The sequence below is a fragment of the Mesorhizobium sp. L103C119B0 genome, from assembly GCF_000502235.1.
Taxonomy (GTDB): Bacteria; Pseudomonadota; Alphaproteobacteria; order Rhizobiales; family Rhizobiaceae; genus Mesorhizobium.
Genome location: NZ_AYXE01000008.1, coordinates 281,263 through 300,771, shown reverse-complemented (window position 1 = coordinate 300,771; position 19,509 = coordinate 281,263). Strand labels below are relative to the sequence as shown.

13 protein-coding genes, 1 tRNA gene and 1 pseudogene are annotated in these 19,509 nt (G+C 64.5%); 8 read left to right on the top strand and 7 right to left on the bottom strand.

The window, feature by feature from the left end; translation table 11 throughout:
* Window positions 1-195: 195 nt before the first annotated feature.
* Together X728_RS150080 and X728_RS01000000166830 are read left to right on the top strand one after the other, a co-directional pair.
* A complete protein-coding gene (locus X728_RS150080; protein WP_023672128.1) occupies window positions 196-3,480 on the top strand; it encodes an adenylate/guanylate cyclase domain-containing protein in 3,285 nt (1,094 codons plus the stop codon).
* 19 nt (window positions 3,481-3,499) lie between these two features.
* Window positions 3,500-4,179 (top strand): annotated as a pseudogene (locus tag X728_RS01000000166830) (redoxin domain-containing protein).
* A 20-nt stretch (window positions 4,180-4,199) separates the two neighbouring features.
* Here X728_RS01000000166830 and X728_RS1000000167875 read toward each other — a convergent pair.
* Entirely contained in the window at window positions 4,200-6,422 is a 2,223-nt protein-coding gene (locus tag X728_RS1000000167875) for an SAM-dependent methyltransferase (RefSeq protein WP_023831898.1), read from the bottom strand.
* Window positions 6,423-6,550: 128 nt separating this feature from the next.
* Window positions 6,551-6,625 (bottom strand) — tRNA-Gly (locus tag X728_RS150085).
* Between the two features lie 217 nt (window positions 6,626-6,842).
* Between X728_RS150085 and X728_RS150090 the strand changes: the two genes are divergently transcribed.
* The 4 genes from X728_RS150090 (at window position 6,843) to X728_RS150105 (ending at window position 9,485) form a co-directional block, all read left to right on the top strand.
* Window positions 6,843-7,340 (top strand): prolyl-tRNA synthetase associated domain-containing protein, encoded by a 498-nt coding sequence (locus tag X728_RS150090; protein WP_023710270.1) that lies wholly within the window; start codon window positions 6,843-6,845, stop codon window positions 7,338-7,340.
* An 80-nt stretch (window positions 7,341-7,420) separates the two neighbouring features.
* Window positions 7,421-8,428: a thioredoxin gene (gene trxA, locus X728_RS150095; protein WP_023831897.1), complete on the top strand. Its 1,008-nt coding sequence runs from the start codon at window positions 7,421-7,423 to the stop codon at window positions 8,426-8,428.
* Window positions 8,429-8,540: 112 nt separating this feature from the next.
* Window positions 8,541-9,212 (top strand): LON peptidase substrate-binding domain-containing protein, encoded by a 672-nt coding sequence (locus X728_RS150100; protein ID WP_023703197.1) that lies wholly within the window; start codon window positions 8,541-8,543, stop codon window positions 9,210-9,212.
* A 30-nt stretch (window positions 9,213-9,242) separates the two neighbouring features.
* Complete coding sequence (locus tag X728_RS150105) at window positions 9,243-9,485, top strand: Trm112 family protein (protein WP_023672122.1); 243 nt, start codon at window positions 9,243-9,245, stop codon at window positions 9,483-9,485.
* Window positions 9,486-9,605: 120 nt separating this feature from the next.
* On the opposite strand, the gene X728_RS150110 is transcribed toward X728_RS150105, so the two are convergent.
* The 3 genes from X728_RS150110 to X728_RS1000000171605 are packed head-to-tail and all read right to left on the bottom strand — an operon-like array spanning window position 9,606 to window position 15,347.
* Complete coding sequence (locus X728_RS150110) at window positions 9,606-12,878, bottom strand: error-prone DNA polymerase (protein ID WP_023831896.1); 3,273 nt, start codon at window positions 12,876-12,878, stop codon at window positions 9,606-9,608.
* Window positions 12,875-14,353: a DUF6504 family protein gene (locus X728_RS150115; RefSeq protein ID WP_023816098.1), complete on the bottom strand. Its 1,479-nt coding sequence runs from the start codon at window positions 14,351-14,353 to the stop codon at window positions 12,875-12,877. The genes X728_RS150110 and X728_RS150115 overlap by 4 nt, the downstream gene beginning before the upstream one ends.
* Complete coding sequence (locus X728_RS1000000171605; RefSeq protein ID WP_023831895.1) at window positions 14,295-15,347, bottom strand: hypothetical protein; 1,053 nt, start codon at window positions 15,345-15,347, stop codon at window positions 14,295-14,297. The genes X728_RS150115 and X728_RS1000000171605 overlap by 59 nt, the downstream gene beginning before the upstream one ends.
* Before the next feature lie 178 nt (window positions 15,348-15,525).
* Between X728_RS1000000171605 and X728_RS150120 the strand changes: the two genes are divergently transcribed.
* Complete coding sequence (locus X728_RS150120) at window positions 15,526-15,948, top strand: metallopeptidase family protein (RefSeq protein ID WP_023699282.1); 423 nt, start codon at window positions 15,526-15,528, stop codon at window positions 15,946-15,948.
* Between the two features lie 163 nt (window positions 15,949-16,111).
* Here X728_RS150120 and X728_RS150125 read toward each other — a convergent pair whose 3' ends face one another.
* Together X728_RS150125 and X728_RS150130 are read right to left on the bottom strand one after the other, a co-directional pair.
* Entirely contained in the window at window positions 16,112-16,318 is a 207-nt protein-coding gene (locus tag X728_RS150125) for a DUF1737 domain-containing protein (protein WP_023673921.1), read from the bottom strand.
* A 63-nt stretch (window positions 16,319-16,381) separates the two neighbouring features.
* Complete coding sequence (locus X728_RS150130) at window positions 16,382-17,263, bottom strand: CoA ester lyase (RefSeq protein WP_023831894.1); 882 nt, start codon at window positions 17,261-17,263, stop codon at window positions 16,382-16,384.
* A 715-nt stretch (window positions 17,264-17,978) separates the two neighbouring features.
* Here X728_RS150130 and X728_RS150135 point away from each other — a divergent pair.
* Window positions 17,979-19,505 (top strand): DUF4173 domain-containing protein, encoded by a 1,527-nt coding sequence (locus X728_RS150135; protein ID WP_023831893.1) that lies wholly within the window; start codon window positions 17,979-17,981, stop codon window positions 19,503-19,505.
* Window positions 19,506-19,509: the final 4 nt, after the last annotated feature.

Below are 19,509 nucleotides of genomic sequence, written 5' to 3'. Positions count from 1 at the left end.
CACCGCCGAACCCAGACCGATGCCCATTTGCGCTGCCGCTTGCCGGTTGACGACTATCGGTTCATCCTTGTGAATACCCCGGCCGTGACGAGCGTGGCGAGATCACGCGTCATGGCCCAAGGTCAAAGAGATAGAGCATGATGTCGTCCGAAAACCGCTTCACACTCTTCGGCATCATGCTCTGGTGAGGTGTCCATGAACTGCTCGGGCTGCGGTTTCGAGATCGAGGGCGGTTACGCCTTCTGTCCGAAGTGTGGCCGCCGCCAGCCCGTGCCATGCGCCAGTTGCGGCTACGCCTGCGCACCTGATTTCGAGTTCTGTCCTAAATGTGGGGCAAGCGTCGGTGCGTCCGCAAAAGCTGCCGAACGGCCTGCTCCGACACCAAGCCGCACCATTGCGCAGCCCTCTCGAGCTCCATCGCCGAACATCGAAAGCGAAGAGGGGCCGCATTCCGTCTCCGACGCCGATCGACGAACGGTAACGGTGCTGTTCGCCGATCTCTGCGGCTTCACGACACTCAGCGAGCAGCTCGACCCCGAGGTCATGCAGGCGCTGCAGAACGAACTGTTCAAGGAATTGACGGCGGCCGTGCAAGGCTTTGGTGGTTTCGTCGACAAATTCATCGGCGACGCTCTGCTCGCCTTATTCGGTGCGCCGGTCGCGCATGAGGACGATCCGGAACGTGCGCTTCGAGCCGCTCTCGACATGATCGCCCGGACGGCGCGGCTCGGTGAAAGCACCCGCCACTCCGGCTCGCCGCTGCTGCTCCACATAGGCATAAACACGGGTCCGGTCGTTACTGGCGGATTGGGCATCGGCACCGCCAAATCCTATTCGGTGACCGGCGACACGGTGAATACGGCGCAACGCCTGCAATCGCTGGCTGCACCGGGTGAGGTGCTGGTGGGCGAACTCACGCACAGGCTGACCCGGCATGCCTTCTCGTACGAGTCGCTGGGCGATGTCGTCTTTCGCGGCAAGGCTGGCAGTGTGCTCGTCCACCGACTGGATGCACCGCTTGCGGCGCCGCGTGCAGCGCGCGGGCTCGAGGCGCTCGGCCTCAGTGCGCCCATAATAGGTCGTGATGCGGAGCTCAACAGAATGCTGGCGAGCCTTGACTTGGCGTGCGGCGGCTCGGCCCAGCTTGTCCGCCTCGTCGGCGAAGCCGGTATCGGGAAGTCGCGGTTGGTGAAGGAGTTCGTCGCCCGCGTCGGCGACGAGGATCGTTTTCGCAACGTCGCCGTGCGGCAGGCCACGTGCTCACCGCTGGGTGAACAATCATTTGGCGCCCTGGGTGCAGTGGTGCGCAGCGCTGCCGGGATGATGCAAAACGACAATGGGGACGAAATGCGGGGCAAGCTCGCAGCCTTGCTTGCCGATCTCGGCCTGCAGGGCGAGGAGGCGAAGCGGCTGATGCCTTTGCTCTACCATGTGCTTGGCCTCGGCGACCCCGATGCCACCTTGCAGCATGTCGAGCCCGAGCAGCTGCGGCGGCAAATTCTCTACGCGGTCCGCACAATCATGGAACGGCGGCTTGCGTTGTCGCCGCTGTTGATTGTCGTCGAAGACCTGCACTGGGCCGACTCCGTCTCGCTCGAGGCACTGCGTTTCGTGATGGACAGACTGGAACGCACGCGGCTGATGTTGCTGGTCACGCATCGTCCGGCGTCGGACAACGACCAACTCGACTCAAGTCGGGTCAGCCACACAGCGCTCAGGCTTTCGCCGCTCGACAGCGATGACGGACGCCGCCTGGTGGCGGCGCTTTTCGGCGAGAGCTGGGTAAACGCCGCAGGAGGGCTTCTCGACCAGATCCTCGAGCGCGCGGGCGGCAACCCGCTTTTCTTGGAGGAGATCGTTCGCGGCCTTATCGATCGCGGTGTATTGGTGCGCGAGGGCCAGCAATGGCGGACCGTGGCAGGCGAAGTCGCAACCGGCATCCCCGCCACGATCCAGGCAATGTTGCTTGCTCGCGTCGACCGGCTGCCGCAAGAGGTGCGCCGGTTGGCCCAGGAAGCCGCGGTAATCGGCCCGCGCTTCGATGCCACGCTTCTGAAAGCCGTGGCAGCCGACCCCGGCCGACTGGAAGCGGGCTGCGAACTGCTTTGCGATGCGGAAATCATCGAGGAAGTTGCCGGATCAGGCTCGGTCTCGTCGCAAAGCTACCGCTTTACGCAAACATTGCTGCAGGACGTGATCTACCAGAATCTGCTCCTGCAACGCCGGACCGACATCCACCGCCGGGTAGGTGCCGCCCTGGAGCAACTGTGCGGCGACAAGCCGGAACGGTTCGAGGATCTGGCCGTGCTCGGTCATCATTTCGCTCAGAGCGCCGAGCGGGAGAGGGGCGCGCATTACCTGCAGGCGGCGGGAGATCGCGCTCGCATGATATACGCCAATGACGACGCCCTTCGTTTCTACGAGCGAGCACTGACTGCGTTGGGCGCGATCGGGCAAACACCGCTCAAACTGGCAATTGCAGAGCGCATTGCCGATTTGAGCGGCCCGGCAGGCCGCCGCGAGATTGCACACCGCCACTACGAGGCGGTGCTGCAGGCCTATCGCGAGTCAGCCGATCGTGTCGCGGCGGCGCGCGTTTTGCGCAAGATCGGTCGGCTGTTTTGGGACGTGGGCAAGCGGGACGACGCGGAATCGCGCTACGCTGAAGCGGCAGCGCTCCTCGATGGAGCGGATGCCCCGATCGAGCAGGCGCATCTCTGGCAAGAACGTGGCCGACAGGCGTTCCGCAGCGGAGATCACACTCTCGCGGCAAAATGGGCAGACGCGGCGCTGGATTGCGTACGCTCTCTGACAACGGAACATGTCTCCGATGATGCCACCCTCGTGACCGCCGAGGCACTTAATACCAAGGCTGTTGCGCTGGCTCGCCTTGGGCGAAACCATGAAGCCGTGCGTGAGGTTGAGCGCAGCATTGAATTGGCCGAAGCCGCCGGTCTGCTGGGCGCGGCCTGCCGCGGCTACACCAATCTCGGGGTGCTCTACACGACCATCGATCCGGCGAAGGCGATGGAGGTCTGTCGGCGCGGTCTTGAAGTGGCGCGCCGTATTGGCGATTTGGGTTTCCAGGCGCGCCTCCTCGCCAATCTGGCGGTAGCTTGTTGTACTTTCACGGATCGCTGTCCAACGGAGGGCGTGCCTGCTGCCGAGAAGGCCATCGAGATTGACCGGGCGCTCGACCAGCGCGAGCACCTGCCAGTGCCGTTGATCGTGCTTGGGCAGATCCACCAGTGCAACGGCCATCCGGAACTGGCGATCGGCTTGTTCCACGAAGCACTGGAGGTAGCCCGCGAAACGGGCGAGCCCCAACTGCTGTTTCCGTGCTATGATGGACTCGCAACGCTTAATCTCGACCTCGACAATCTGGCCGAGGCCGAACGCTACTTTTCCCTGGCGCAGGGTATATGCGCCCAGCACGGGCTCGACCCGGAAGCGCTTGTGGTGCTGCCTTTTCTCGACTAGCCGGGATAGGGGGTTTGACATGTCCGCGCCTAGTGGATTGATACCGCTTCAACCGGGCGACCGGGCGCCGAACCTGATACTCGACGCCATTACCCAGGAAGGCAAGATTGCGCTTGACGACTTTCGCGGGCAAAAACCGGTGCTGGTCGGCCTGTTTCGAGGTCTGCATTGTGCGTTTTGCCGGCGCCACATCGCCGCTCAGGCGCGTCTCGATCCGGAGCTGCGCGAAAAGGGCGTGGAGAGCCTGACGGTGGTCAACACGCCGATCGAACGGGCGCGGCTCTATTTCCGCTACCATCCAATGCCGAACCTGCTTGCGGCGTCGGACCCGGAACGCGCTTCACATCGTGCTTTTGGACTGCCCAATCTCGAATTCACGAGAACGAGACGAACTGGCCGTACAAGGTCGCGATGGCAGCGGCACAGGACATGCGGGTCGACATACCTGGCGAATTGCCCGGTCCCATGGATCCGATGACAGCCGCCGCAATCCTCGACAAGAAGGACCACTACGAACTGACCGAAGCCGACGAGCAGATGATGGCCACGGGACACGGACAACTGGTTGGTCAGTTCCTGCTGGACCGGCAGGGGATCGTCCGCTGGAGCTTCACGGAGGTCCCGGAGGGTGGGCGATACATGTTTGGCGCCCCAAACCCGAAGGAGCTGATGTCAGCCGTGTCGCAAGTCGCCCAATAATGAACTGACAAGTTCACCGTTTATCCGAGCACGGCCTCGACAGTGGCGACAAAGTCATCGAGCGAGCGGTCGCCGCGAATCTCGATGCGCGGAAGGTCGATGAGATCGCTATGGAGGTCCGCCGGCCCGTGCCTGCGGCCGAAGCCTACTCGATAGCCGCACTCCCTAGCCAGCCGGCCAAGCCGTCGGTCGGTGACGGAGAAGGGGGCCGCGAACGCCCTGGTTGGCCGGCCGGTCCAGCGTTCGATGAACAGACGAGAGCGCAGGAGCTCGGCGGCCAGGTCAGCGCTCGACAGACCATCTATGGCGCGATGCGTCGCCATGTGGCTGCCGAAGAAGGCGCCTTCGGCAGCGAGGCGTCGCACCGTCCCGGCGCCCATAAGCGGCGTCGGCGGACCGATGTCGGTGTCCCACTTTGCACTTTCGCCCACCAGGTCCGTCACCAGGAACACTTCCGCGTTCAGGTCGTTGGCGCGCAAGATCGGCCAGGCATGGTCGGCGAAGTTCTGGAAGCCGTCATCGAAAGTGATGAGCACCGGGCGGCCGACGAAAGGCTGACGGTTGGCGATGGATGCTTCCAGCTGCTCGGAGCCAATGGCGTGAAAGCCATTGGCGCGCAGCCATCCCATCTGGCTGGCGAATGCGGCGGGCGTGAGCCGAAAGCGAGCGAGCGCGGCCGGACCTTCATCGGCAACGCCGTGATACATGAGGACAGGGATATGCTGGCGCTGCTCGTTACGTGCGACGTCGCGGCGCAAGGCTCGCGCCCCACCCCAGACGATATTTCGCGCGACGCCGATTTCGATGGGCGCGCGGATCGGCACATGATCGATCACCGGGTCCGTCGCCACATCGCCCGGCGATAGGCGGCGGAAGCGGTCTATGCGGTAGAGCTCGGTCTGGATCGATTGCTCGAGCACCAGGCCTTCGGTCGCTGCCAGCGTCTCGGAGATCGCCTGGGCACCGAATGTGTTCCAGTCGAAGCCCGTCTTTTCGACATTGTCACGCAGCACGAATGCGTGTGCGCTGATGAAACTACCGCCAGGCGCCAACGCCTCGGCAAATTTCTTGGCGATGCGCCGCAACTCGGCGAGATCGTCCAGATAGTAGAGCACCTCCGAACAGAAGATCAGATCCATCTCACCCGGCAGCGTGTCGGCAGCGAAATCGAGTACGCCGAACTCGACATTCGGCTGATCGGTGCATCGCACGCGGGCCCGCCCGACGGCTATGGCGGAGATGTCGGTTGCGGTCAAATGGCCGACGCGAGGCGCCAGCTGCCGCGTGAAATGACCCTCCGCACAGGCCAGTTCAAGCGCCCGCCCAATGGAACCGCGAGGCAGAATTTCGAGCTGGCGCTCATATTTTTCCTGCTCATAGGACGAACCGTAGTTCCAGGGATCCTCGGTTGCGAAATGGCGATTCCAGAACGCCGTGCGGTCCCTGTCGTGCTTGTCCGCGACCCGTGCCCGGCGCGGCGCAACAGGCTCTGACGGTTCAGCGCTCGACCGAACCAGGTCGCGCGCCTGTGCGGCCAATTGCGCGAGTTTGCCGAAGTGGCTTTCCGGGTCGGGCTCGCTTCCCGCCATGGTCAACGATGCCTCGGCTGCAGGCGTGTTTGACGTGGTCGCGCCGGCGCCCTTTTGCGGTGCAGGCGATCCTCCCGCAAGCCGCTCAGCAGGCACTACATCCAGGATCAATTCAATCCAATGATCGCTCGTCACAGTCCCGAGTGCACCGAACTGCACGACAGCCTCGATCCGGCCATCCAGCATCAGATGGGCATAAATCTGATCGATGCCTTCCGGCAGTTCGGTCGCGGTCGGATTGCGAGCGTCGACGCGAACTCCGAGCGTTCGCGCCAGCCTGCGCGGCGCGGCAAGATCGTCGGCTTCGAGAAGCATTTGCTCAAGCTGGTACTGGACGCGGCGAGCCGCTGCGGGATTGTCCCAGATCTTGCTGAGTTCGATGATCAACGCTGTGATGGCACCGCCGAAGCTGTCCCACCGGGCAGCCAGTTGCCCCGGCACCGAAAGGCTTCCTGCCACAAGGCCATCGAAGATCACCTTGGCGATCTCATGCGCCCACTTGCGTCCCGCCGGGAGTGCGCGCAGGGGCTGCGGGTCGATCAAGCGCGAGCCTGAGCCGCATTCGGACGCGGCGTTCCGCAACGCCAGCCAAGCAAGCGCTTCGGATGCGGTGCCGCCTTTCGCCGAAATTGAACCCGAGGGATTGTGCGCCACGCCGTCTTACCTGCGCCTGGTTCTGAGGGAGAACAAGTGTCCCGCAACGCGCTTACATCGCCGGTCTGGAAAAAGCAAAAGGCGCCCCGAAAGGCGCCTCTTCATCGCTTGATTCCCCTAGAGGAAACTGGAGCGGGTGAAGCGATTCGAACGCTCGACCCCAACCTTGGCAAGGTTGTGCTCTACCCCTGAGCTACACCCGCTCACACGGCCCTCGGGGCCGCAAGCCGGGCCTATATGGCTGAAGAGCGCGGCGATTGCAACAAGGAAATGACGGGCTTTTTGGTCGCGCCAAATCGCTTGGCGGAACCTTGTCGGCCACGCGGGTGGTTCATCGACTTCCCGCATGACGGTCTTGTCTCGGCGGCATCATTGGCCGTAAACGGCTTTGCCGCGCGCCGATACAGGGGAAGACCACCAATGCCGAAGACCGAAGCCGAGCTTTTCGCCTTTCTTGCCGATCTCGGCATATCAGTGTCGACCGTGCGCCATCCGCCGCTCTATACGGTGGCCGATTCGCAGTCGCTGCGCGGCGAGATACCGGGCGGGCACACGAAAAATCTGTTTCTCAAGGACAAGAAGGACAATTTCTTCCTGGTCAGCGTCGGCGAGGAGGCGGTCGTCGACCTGAAGCAGATCCACACGATCATCGGCGCCGCCGGCCGGGTGTCGTTCGGCAAGCCGGAGATGCTGATGGAGCTGCTCGGTGTCATTCCGGGCGCGGTCACCGTGTTCGGGCTGATCAACGACACCGAAAGACGGGTCAAAGTGGTGCTCGACCAGGATTTGATGGCACATGCGACAGTCAACGCGCATCCGCTGACCAATGAGGCGACGACGTCGATCGCGTCCGCCGACCTCATCAGATTCGTCGAGGCAACCGGACATGATGCTGCTATCTTGAAAGTCTCGGCTTGATCGCCACATGGATGGCGAAAACTGACCTCTAGTTAAGGACGTCGCGCTGCTCCGCTGGGCGCGATCGGAAGGGCGACGACATGAGCGACAACAACAATCCGTTTGGCGGCCAATTCGGCGGCAATTCTGGCCAGTACACCACGTCCGTGCAATATGGCGGCGCCGAGCCGGCCAAGTCGGCACTTGGCCCGACACCCGGCGCAGCACCTGCCGCTGGCGAGCTGATCAAGGACACCACGACCGCCACTTTCGCCGCCGACGTCATCCAGGAATCGCGCAAACAGCCGGTACTGGTCGATTTCTGGGCGCCGTGGTGCGGGCCCTGCAAGCAGCTCACGCCGCTTCTGGAAAAGGCGATCAAGGCCGCCGGCGGCAAGGTCAAGCTGGTCAAGATGAACATTGACGATCATCCCTCGATCGCCGGCCAGCTCGGCATCCAGTCGATCCCGGCGGTCATCGCCTTCAAGGACGGCCAGCCTGTCGACGGCTTCATGGGCGCCATCCCCGAGAGCCAGATCGCCGAGTTCATCACCAAGGTCGGCGGCAAGGGCAATGGCGCGCCGCCGGTGGCCGAAGCACTGGCCGCGGCGGCGGAAGCGCATGCGGCGGGCGATGCGCAGACCGCAGCCGACATTTACGACGCCATCCTGGCGCAGGCGCCGGAGACGATCGAGGCGATTGCCGGGCTGGGCGAGCTTCTGTTCGAGGCTGGCGACAGCGACGGCGCCGAGGCGCTGCTGGCAACGGCGCCGGAGGCCAAGAAAAATGCGCCGGCACTTGCCGCGCTGCGTGCCAAGATGACGCTGGCTGCGGAAGCGGCAGCACTTGGCAATCCAGCTGAATTCGAGCAGCGACTCGCCGCCAATCCCGGCGACCACCAGGCGCGTTTCGACCTCGCCATGATCCAGAACGCCAGGGGCGAGCGCCATGCGGCGGCCGACAATCTTCTGGCGATTATAAAAGCCGACCGGACGTGGAACGAGGACGGCGCCAGGGCGCAGCTGCTGAAACTGTTCGAGGCCTGGGGCACGACCGACGAGGCGACGCTGGCGGCACGGCGCAAATTGTCGTCGCTGCTGTTTTCCTGAGCCGTTTGCCGGCCAAATTGCCGGGGCCGTGGCTGTCGGGCCTTGCGGTCGGCGGCCGCCGCGCCAGATTAGGCCGATAACATCGCGCCCGAAGCGGGTCGGAGGAGTGAAGGTGCAGGTCGGAAACGCATTTTACCGGGTCGGCAAGGATCTGCCGGCAACCATTCCGGTGTTTCCGCTTGCCGGCGCGCTGCTGCTGCCGGGCGGGCGCATGCCGCTCAACATTTTCGAGCCGCGCTATCTGCAGATGGTGGATGAGGCGATCGCCGGCGCGCGGCTGATCGGCATCGTCCAGCCCAGCCTCAATGGCGCGTTGCGCGCCGACGGCGAGCCGGAACTGTGCAATGTCGGCTGCGCCGGGCGCATCATCTCGATGGCCGAGAGCGGCGACGGCCGCTATCTGATTTCGCTGCAGGGCGTCTGCCGTTTCCGCATCACCAGCGAATTGCCGGTGAAGACGCCGTTCCGGCAATGCAAGCTGGCGCCGTTCCTCACCGATCTCGCCGAAGACCAGGCGGCAAGCGAGATCGACCGGCCGGCGCTGTTGAAAGCGTTTCGCGCCTATCTGCAGGCCAACGATCTCGAAGCCGATTGGGAAAGCGTCAGCCGCGCCGAGAACACCATGCTGGTCAATGCGCTGTCGATGATGGCGCCCTACGGACCGGCCGAGAAACAGGCGCTGCTGGAGGCGCCCGACCTGAAAGCCCGCGCGGAGACGCTGATCGCCATCACCGAAATGGCGCTGGCGCGCGAGAATGAGGACTTTGGTTCCAGCCTGCAATAAGGGCTGAGCCGATGGCTGAAGGGGGATCCAATGGCTGCGGATGGGCGTGACGGCAAGTCGGTCAATGTCGATCCAAAATTGCTGGAGCTGCTGGCCTGCCCGCTGACCAAGGGGCCGCTGGCCTGGGACCCGGTGCGCGGCGAGTTGATCTCGCGGCTTGCCAAGCTCGCTTATCCCGTGCGCGACGGCATCCCGATCATGCTGCCCTCGGAGGCGCGGACTATTTCGGCGGAAGACGTGCTGTCGCCGCCGCGATTGGGTGGGCCGGGCTGAAGGGCCAGGGGTGGTTCAAACGGACCTCAGCCTAAGAAGCCATTCTGTTGGCGATCCTTCGCGCCCCCCTCTGCCCTTGCCGGCATTAATGTCATGGGCTCCCGACCGCCCTGCACTTGCCTACTGAAAATTCCGCCCCTTGGGCATGACCCTTTCAGCTTTGTCCGAGAGGGTGGCAATGTCGGGCCGGGCAGCCGGCGTCATCTCTTCCAGCAGCACCGTCAGCCACGGCGTCAAATCCTCGATCTTCTCGGCGACGATGTGGATGACGTCGGATTCCGACTGCAGCTTGCCGGTGACCTTGACGAAGCGCGCGCCCATGACGATGGGCCGGAAACGGGTAAAGGTCCGCTCCCAGAAAATGACGTTGGCGACGGCCTTGTCGTCTTCCAGCGTCAGGAAGATCGCATTGCCCTTGCCGGGCCGCTGCCGCACCAGCACCAGGCCGGCGACCGAGACCCGCCTGCCGTCGCGCACCGAGCCGAGATTGGCATTGGGAATGACGCCGGCGCGGTCGAGCCGCTCGCGCAGGAAGGCGACCGGATGCGCCTTCAGCGACAGGCCGAGCGCGCGGTAGTCGTGGATGACGTGCTCGCCGAGCGGCATTGTCGGCAGTTTTGTCTCGGGCTCGAGTTCGCGCAGCCGGATCGCCGGCTGGTCGAACAGCGGCAGCCGTTCGGCGGCGCTCTTGCCATCCAGCGCGCGCACCGCCCACAAGGCTTCACGACGATCGAGGCCGAGCGAGCGGAAGGCGTCAGCCTGCGCCAGTCTTTCGATTTCGCCGACATCGAGGCCCGAGCGCAGCCAGACATCCCTGACGCTTGTATAGCCGGCGCCGCGCCGCGCGGTGAAAGCTTCCATACGCTTCTCGGCCAAGCCCTTGATCTGACGGAAGCCAAGCCGGACGGCGCACCGGGTCTTGATGACACCGCGCATTTCGGCATGGCGCCCCAGGATGCGGCCCGGATCGAATTGGGCTTTCTCCAGGGTGCAGTCCCAGTCGGAAAAATTGACGTCGACGTCGCGGATATCGACGCCATGGTCGCGCGCGTCGCGCACCAGCTGGGCCGGCTGGTAAAACCCCATCGGCTGCGAATTCAGGATCGCGGCGCAGAACACGTCGGGATAAAAGGTCTTGAACCAGCAGGAGGCATAGACGAGCAAAGCGAAGGAGGCGGCGTGGCTTTCGGGAAAGCCGTATTCGCCGAAGCCTTCGATCTGCTTGAAGCAGCGCTCGGCGAAGTCTTTGGTGTATCCCTTGCCGACCATGCCGTCGATCATGCGCTGGCGGTAATTGCCGATGGTGCCGGTGCGCTTGAAGGTGGCCATGGCGCGGCGTAGTTCGTCGGCTTCGCCGGGTTTGAAACCACCGGCGACGATTGCAATATTCATCGCCTGTTCCTGAAACAGCGGCACGCCGAGTGTCTTCTTGAGAATAGCCTCCAGCTCTGGCTTTTGATATTCAGCCGCTTCCTTGCCCTGCCGACGGCGCAGATAGGGGTGCACCATGTCGCCCTGGATCGGGCCGGGCCGCACGATCGCCACCTCGATGACCAGGTCGTAGAATTCGCGCGGGCGTAGACGCGGCAGCATCGACATCTGCGCGCGCGATTCGATCTGGAAGACGCCGAGCGTGTCGGCGCGGCAGATCATGTCGTACACGTCGTTCTCTTCCGGCGGCAGGGTGGCCAGCACATAGGGTCGGCCGTAATCATCCCGGGCCTTCGGATAATGGTCGGTGAGCAAGGTGAAGGCGCGCTTCAGGCAGGTCAGCATGCCAAGCGCCAGAATATCCACCTTCAGGATCTTCACCGCGTCGAGATCGTCCTTATCCCACTCGACCATCTTGCGCGCCTCCATCGCCGTCTTGACGATGGGGACGATCTCGTCGAGCCGGTCGCGGGTAATGACGAAGCCGCCGACATGCTGCGACAGATGCCGGGGAAAGCCCATGATCTCGTTGGCGTGGGCGATCACATGCCTGGTCGAGGTCTCGTTGCGGTCGAGGCCGCCGGCATGGGCCTCCTTCTCGCCGAGCTCCGAGGTCGACCAGCCCCAGATCGAACTGGAGAGCGCACTGCGGACATCGTCCGATAGGCCCATGGCCTTGGCCACCTCGCGCAGCGCCGAGCGGCCGCGATAGCTGATGACGGCGGCAGCCAGCGCGGTGCGCTTGGCGCTGTATTTGGAGTAGATGTACTGGATCACCTCCTCACGCCGCTCATGCTCGAAATCGACGTCGATGTCGGGCGGCTCGTTGCGCTCCTCGGAAATGAAGCGCTCGAACAACGTGTCGATGCGCTCGGGGCCGACCTCGGTGATGCCGATGCAGTAGCAGACGATCGAGTTGGCGGCCGAGCCTCTGCCCTGGCACAGAATGCCCTCATTGCGGGCGAACTGGACGATGTCGTAAACGGTCAGGAAATAGCGCGCATAATTCAGACGCTCGATCAGAGCGAGCTCCTCACTGATGCGCTGCAAGACGGAAGCGGGGACGCCCGCCGGATAGCGCGTGGCGGCCCCCTCCCTGGCCAGACGCTCTAGCTCGGCCTGCGGCCCAAGCCCTGATTGCGTCGGCTCGTCGGGATAATTGTACTGGAGGTCGCTGAGCGAGAAGGTCAGTTCGCCGGCAAAGCGCAGCGTCTCGGCCAGCGCCGGTGGATGGCGGCGGAAGAGACGGGCCATTTCCAGCGGCGGCTTCAGATGGCGCTCGGCGTTGGCCGTCAGCTCCAGCCCGACCTCGGCGACCGGCAAATTGAGGCGGATGGCGGTGAGCACATCTTGCAGCGAGCGGCGCTCGGCGCTGTGATAAAGCACGTCGTTGGTCGCCATCAGCGGCACGCCGGCGATGTCCGCCATGCCCGCCGCCTGCTCGATGCGGAAACGGTCATTGCCGCGATAATCCGGCGCCATGCCTAGCCGCAAATTAGCGCCGAAACGGTCTTTCAGTTGACGGACCAATGCCAGGGGATCGTCGGCATTCGCCGAGAGGTCCGGCAGCACCGCCAGCGACAGCAGGTCGCCCCATTCGAGCAGGTCGCTGCGCTGGAGAAGGGTCGCGCCCTTCTCGTTTTCATCGCGCAAATTGGCTTGCGTCAGCATGCGGCAGAGATGGCCCCAGCCCTTGCGGTTCTGCGGATAGGCGAGAATGTCCGGCGTGCCGTCGCCGAACACCAGGCGGCAACCGGGGTGATAGGCGAGCTTCTCGACCTTGGCCTGCTGCCAGGCGCGCACGACGCCGGCCACCGTGTTGCGGTCTGCCAGTCCGATCGAGGAAAAGCCGAGGAATTTGGCCGCCACCACCAGCTCCTCCGGCTTGGAGGCGCCGCGCAGGAAGGAGAAGTTCGACTGGATGCCGAATTCCGCATAGGGGATGACGGTCAACGCGTTCATGCGAAGACCCCATGCATGAACCAGCGCGGCGGCACCTGCGGGTTGCCATAGAGGCCTTGCCGGTAGAGCCAGTAGCGGCGGCCGTCGGCATCCTCGATCCGGAAATAGTCACGCGTCGATGTGAGCGGATCGCTTGACGTTTCACGCCACCATTCCGGCGCGATGCGTTCCGGCCCCTCGGCGCGCGCGACCCGGTAGAGCGCGCGGCGCCAGCGGAAATTCATCGGCGGACCCTCAGGCATTTCGGTGGCCGGCACCTCGATCGGCTCGGGCGAACGGAACAGCCGGATCGGCCGTTCCGGCGGGAAGATGGTTGCGCGCGGCGCGTCTTTCGAGCCCGGCTTCCTGAGCGGTGTTTTGCGTTGTGGCGCTTCCGAGAACGGGATGGTGGCGATGGCGCGCTCCGGCAGATGGCTCTCGAGGGCGACCGGTTTCAGCACCGCACTGTCGCCGAGCCTGGCGCGGATGCGGTCGGCAAAGAGTGCCATGTCGGCGCCGTCATCCTCGGTCTCGCCGGTCAAATCGGCCTGCTGCATGTCGAAGCCGGCGGCCGCCAGCACCGAAAGCCGCACCAGGTCGAAGCCGTAGCCGGCATCGATGTCCTGTTCGAGCGCGGCCAGCCGCTCATGGAACAGGCGCTGGATAAGCTTGGGTTCGCGCAACGGTCGCGAGGTGCCGACAGCGATGCGGCTGACGGCGCCGTCGACGCGAAACAAAAGCAGCGCCAGCATCCTTGCGCCCTCGCCGCGGCGTTCGAGATCGGCCTTCAGCGTCACCGCCAGCAAGAGCACCAGCCGTTCGATCTCGGCGGTCAGCACGACCGGCTCGGCCAGGTGGCGTTCGACCGAAAGCGGGGCCACGGGCAGGCGCGGCGATACCGCCTCGTCGAGACGGCCGAGCGCCTGGTCGAGCCGCAACAGCAAGGTCGCGCCGAAGCGACGGGCGAGCGGCGCGCGCGGCGCTGCCATGACCGCGCCGGCGGTCCGCAGGCCGACGCTTTCCAAGCTGGCGCGGATATCGGCCTCGATGCGCAGTGCCGCCAGCGGCAAGGGGGCGAGCAGCGCTTCCTCCTCGCCGGAGACAACGATGCGGTTGCCGCAGAAGCGCGCCGCCGCCCAGGCTGCACCCGGCGTCGCGGCCAACCCGGCGCGGACATCGAAACCCTGCTGGAAAAACCGCGCAAGGATGTCGTCCAGCATGGCGCGCTCGCCGCCGAACAGATGCGTGCAGCCGGTGACGTCGAGATAAAGGCCATCAGTACCGTCGAGCGCCACCAGCGGCGTATAGCGATCGCACCAGTCGGCGAGGCCTTCGAGCAGCCGGCGATCGGCGTCCGGATCGGCCTCGACAATGTCGATCGAGGGATGCATGGCGCGCGCATCGGCAATGCCCATGCCAGGCTTCAGATGCAGCGCCTCAGCCCGCTCGTCGAGGGCCGATATGCGCTGGGCGTTGCGGTCGCGATGGCTGATCACGAGCGGTGGGTGAGATGGGGGCAGATGATCCGAAGGCCGGGAACGCCACGACCGTCCCAGGCGCTGGCGCAGGATCCGTTCTGCCGCCAGATGCGGGAACCACAGCGACAGAATTCTCTGCCCGTTTTTCGCGGGGCTTTCTTTCTTCGAATGCGTGTTCATCGGGGTTCCACTCCAGTGTGAATTGTCCAGGCAGAGCGGTGCGGCTCTTGCCGATGCTGACGGTGAAGGCAGGCCGGCCGATCGAGCCGGCGAGCGACCCGGCGATCGTCCGGCGGCTCGCCGCTGGTGCAGCCGACACGATGAGGCGCACCGGGGCGGCGGTCGGCTCGGCTTCGCCGGCCTGGCGCAGCAGGAACACCGGCCGGCCGGCGTTTTGGGCGCGCGCGTGCAGCCGGCGCGTCGCGGTGAGGTCGAGCCGCTGCGGGCTGCCACGGATCTCGAGGATGATTGCGGCGAGCGCCGTCATCTTCGCGGCCTCCTCGGCTACCCACAGCGCATCGGTGAGTTTCGGCGCCTCGGAAAACAGCAATTGCTCCGGTGCGATACCGAACATGCCCTGCAATCCCCTGGCATAGGGAAAGCCGGCCTCGCGAAAAATCTCCGATGTGCCTATCCACAGCACGGGCAAGGGCTGGCCCTTGAGGATCAGGCTGACCAGCGACAGCACAAAGCCGGCGACGGCCCCGGCATTGCGGGTCTCAAGGCCATGGATTTCGCTCAAGGCGGCTTTCGGCAGGCCGCCGCTGAGGGCCGCATCGAGGCGTTCGACGCCGGTGGCCAGGAAAGCATCCGGCGAAGCCACGGCAAGCTCGCGCCGGATGATGGTGACATCGGCATCGGGTTCAGGCGCGGCGTCGAGACCGCCGCCAGGACCCGCGCGCAGCCCCTCGCCAGCCGGCGCGGCCAGGCGCTCGGGCAGCGTTCCCTCGATCTTCGCGATCTGGCGGCGCAGGGCAAAAACAGTCTCCCGCGCCACGGCTGATGTCGCCATGACGGTCAATTTCTCTCACAACTGTTCCTGTTATGTTCCCATAGATTCCAGAGGGTGCCGGAAGAGTCAAGCGGAGTCAGAAGGAATTTATTCCTCTATAGCCATTGACGTCATGGAATTACCGCTTCATTGCCGAGTCCGGAGGGAAAGCCTATATGCCGGGATCAAAGGACAAAGCATGGCCCGCATCTACAAGACCCGCACCTGGCACGATGAACTCTCGCCCTCGATCGAGGAGATGGAGTTTCTGGCGCTGGAGGCGTACGCGCATCTGCCGGACGATTTTCGCAAGCTGACCGGCGAGATCGTCATCATGATCGCCGAATTCCCGACCGACGAGATCATGGACGATCTGTCGCTGGAGACGCCGTTCGACCTGCTCGGCCTGTTCGAGGGCCGCGGCATCGCCGAGCGCTGGAACCCGCAGACCGGCGAAGGCCCGAACCGCATCACCCTCTACCGCCGCGCCATCCTCGACTACTGGGCCGAGAACGAAGAGACGCTGGGCGACATCGTCACCCACGTGCTGATCCACGAAATCGGCCACCATTTCGGCCTGTCGGACGACGATATGGAGAAGCTCGAAGAGGCGGCGGAGTAAGGCTGCGCCGATATTCAGGTGAAGCCGGCCTGCGAACGGCAGCTTCCTGCGCTTCCGGTGCTCGCGTACTTCAAGTACGCTCCGCTCCGGTTCTCGGAAACCACCGTTCTCGGCTCGGCCTGACCTGAATCTCGACACAGCCTGCGTCCGTGCCTGGCAAAGCCTACCAGTCGCTCAGCTTGGTATCCGGCCCGTATTCCTGGCCGTCGATATCCTTCACCACCGCCTGGCCGCAGCGCATCGATTTGGTCTTCTTGTCGTAGGCGTAGGTCGGCGAGCCGTACAAATGCCAGCCCTTGTTCAGCGCCGCGGTTACCTTGTGACAGAAGGTGGAATCATCGGGGGCGGACAGAAAGCGGTAGAGTCTCATGGGTCAGGTCCTGTCGTAAGTTCTGTCTTGTAGGGCGGGATATTCCGAAGCCGGCTTAGGCAATCATGCGCCGATGGCGGCGGCCTTCGCCAGCAGTTTTTCGACTTGCGCCAGGTGCAGCCGCTCGACCATCCTGCCGTCCAGCGCAATCACGCCCTTGCCGGCATTTTCGGGCAAGGCGAAGGCATCCTTGACCGCGCGCGCCTGGGCCAAGGCTTCGGGCGAGGGCGCAAAGGCGCGGTTGGCGGCGTCGATCTGGGCCGGATGGATCAGCGTCTTGCCGTCGAAGCCCATGGCGGCCCCTTCCGTGCATTCGCGCGCAAACGCGTCGAGGTCGCGAAAATCGTTGGAGACGCCGTCGAGCATGTCGATGCCGCCGGCCCGCGCCGCCAGCACCATCTGCATCAGCCAAGGCACGAGGTAGCACCGATCGGGCGTCGCCAGAATTCCGGTTTCCTTGACCAGATCGTTCGTTCCGGCAACGAAACAAGCTAGGCGCGAGGCCGGGTCGCGGCCGAGTTCGGCAATGGCGCCGATGTTGAGCATGGCCTTGGGCGTCTCGATCATCGCCCAGAGCTTGACGCTGTCGGGGGCAAAATTGTCGTCGAGCACGTCGCCGACTTCGAGGATATCGCGCGGCGTGGCGACCTTGGACAACAGGATGCCGTCGGGCTCGAATTTTGCCGCGGCGAGCAGGTCTTCAGTGCCCCATTCGCTGGACAGCGCGTTGACGCGCACGATCATCTCGCAGCGGCGTTTCGGTCGGCTGGCGAAAATGCCGGCCAATTTGTCCCGCGCGGCGACCTTGTCGGCGGGCGCAACGGCGTCCTCGAGGTCGATGATCACGGCATCGCAGGCCAGCGTCGCGATCTTGGCCAGCGCCTTGTCGTTGGAGGCGGGGACGTAAAGCACCGAGCGGCGCGGGCGGTAAGGTTCGCTTGTCATGGCCGATCTATGCCGCGTGTGGGCGGGGGAGGCAAGCGTCCGACCGGTACCTGATGACGAGCCAACCGCGAAAGCTTGCGCTGCCCCGCCCGTCCCGCAGCAGTTGCGGAAGGGGGGCCTTTCCTCTCCCCCGTCGATCGGGGGAGAGGTGTCGAGCGAAGCTCGACGGAGTGGGGGTCGACNTTCCTCTCCCCCGTCGATCGGGGGAGAGGTGTCGAGCGAAGCTCGACGGAGTGGGGGTCGACGGAGTGGATGTCGACCCTTGGGGCGCAAGGCGAGGCGATGTTTGCACCGAATGCCCTTCCTGTGTCCGTTCGCGGCGATTGCCAGGTGGTTCCCCCATTCCGTCTCGGCTTCGCCGAGCCACCTCTCCCCCCTCCTGAGGGAGAGGAAAGGAGCCTGGCTGGGACAGCGCCAACGTCCGGAAAGATGGCGGGCAGCGCCCCGGCCGTAAGCGCAGGTCCTGCACGAAAACTGCACATCCCTGCGGAAAACCTCCTCCGCTCCGCCCCGCCGTTTCCATGCGAGCCCGCGACAACAGCGGCATGCAACAGCGAAACGCTCACCTTTGGTCCTTGCCCTATCGCCTGCGCAGCGAAAGCTGGTGGTTGGTCGATCCGCCCCGGACGCAGGCCCGCCCGTACCTGGAAGCGAGCCTGCTCCCTTTTATCCGCCCACCGGCCGAGCGGACCCAGCCCATCAGGAAAATCCGCGCATGACATCGTTTGCAAGCTTTTCCAGCCGCTTCGGCATCGCCGTCCTGCTCGTGGCGCTGGCGGATTTTTTCTTTTACGGCCAGCCCGCCGGGATCACGGTGCTGCTGTTTGCCATCCTGATCGCCGGCGCGGTGGTCGCTGTGCATCCTGCCGCGCTGAAATCCACCCGACCCTGGCTCAAGCCGGCCGCTTTGTTCGTCGCGCTGCTGCCGCTGGCCGAGAACGTCAGCCCGCTGTCGGTGGCGATAGCTGTCGTGGCGCTGGTGGTGTTTGCGCTGTCCCTGTCCGGGCGGCTACGGCACGGCATCGCCCGCATTGCCGGCCAGGTGGCGCTGTTCCTGCTGGCGGCGCCGCTGCGCCTTATCCGTGACTTTTTCCAATGGCGCCGCACGGTGCGCCGGCTTGGCGGCCGCCGCATCCGCCTGGCGTCCATCATCGTCTGGGTCATGCCGGTGACGCTGGGCGCGGTGTTCCTGTTCTTGTTCGGCGCCGCCAATCCGGTCATCGAATATTGGCTGTCGCTGATCGACCTGATGAAGCTGCTCGATCTCATCCAACTGGCGCGGATCGTCTTCTGGCTGTTCGTGATCGCCGGCGTCTGGGCTTTCCTGCGGCCTCGCCTGCCGCGTTTCCCGCGCCGCCTTCCACCTTTGACGCCGCCTGCAGCCGTGGCCGCACCGGCCGCGACTAAACCAGCGACAACGATCGAGGCCGTCGTCTTCGGCAAGGCCGCGATCCTGCGCGCGCTGATCGTCTTCAACGCCTTGTTTGCGCTGCAGACCGGGCTCGACGCAGCCTATCTCTGGGGTGGGGTCGCCCTGCCGGACGGGTTGAGCTATGCCGCCTATGCGCATCGCGGCGCCTATCCACTGATCGCCACCGCGCTGCTGGCCGCCGGCTTCGTGCTGGCGGCGCTGCGGCCGGGCAGCGAAACCTCAGGCGATCCGCTGATCCGCCGGCTGGTCTATGCCTGGGTGGCGCAGAACATCGTGCTGGTCATCTCGTCGATTCTCAGGCTCGATCTCTATATCGGCGTCTATGCACTGACCTACTGGCGCATCGCCGCCTTCGTCTGGATGGGGTTGGTGGCGTCAGGGCTTGCACTGATCATTGCCCGCATCGCGCTTGGAAAATCCAACGAATGGCTGCTCTCCGCCAATCTTGCGACGCTATCGGCGACGCTTTATGCCTGCTGCTTCATCAACTTCGCCGCAACGATCGCCAACTTCAATGTCGACCATTCCCTTGAAATGACCGGCGACGGCACGCCTATCGATACCGAATATCTGCGCTCGCTCGGCGCTGCCGCCATGCCGGCGCTGGACCGCCTCTACATGCACCAATTCGGAAACCAAACCACCTATCTGGCCGAGCAAATGATGATCGACGACACTATCGCCGAGCAGAAGCAGTGGCGCGCCTGGAGCTTTCGCGGCTGGAGGCTCGTGCAGGTTCTCGACAAGAGAGGTCCGCTCGTGCTTCCTCCCCCTACCCAGCCCTCGCAACCTTCAGTGCCGGACCGTTAGATCC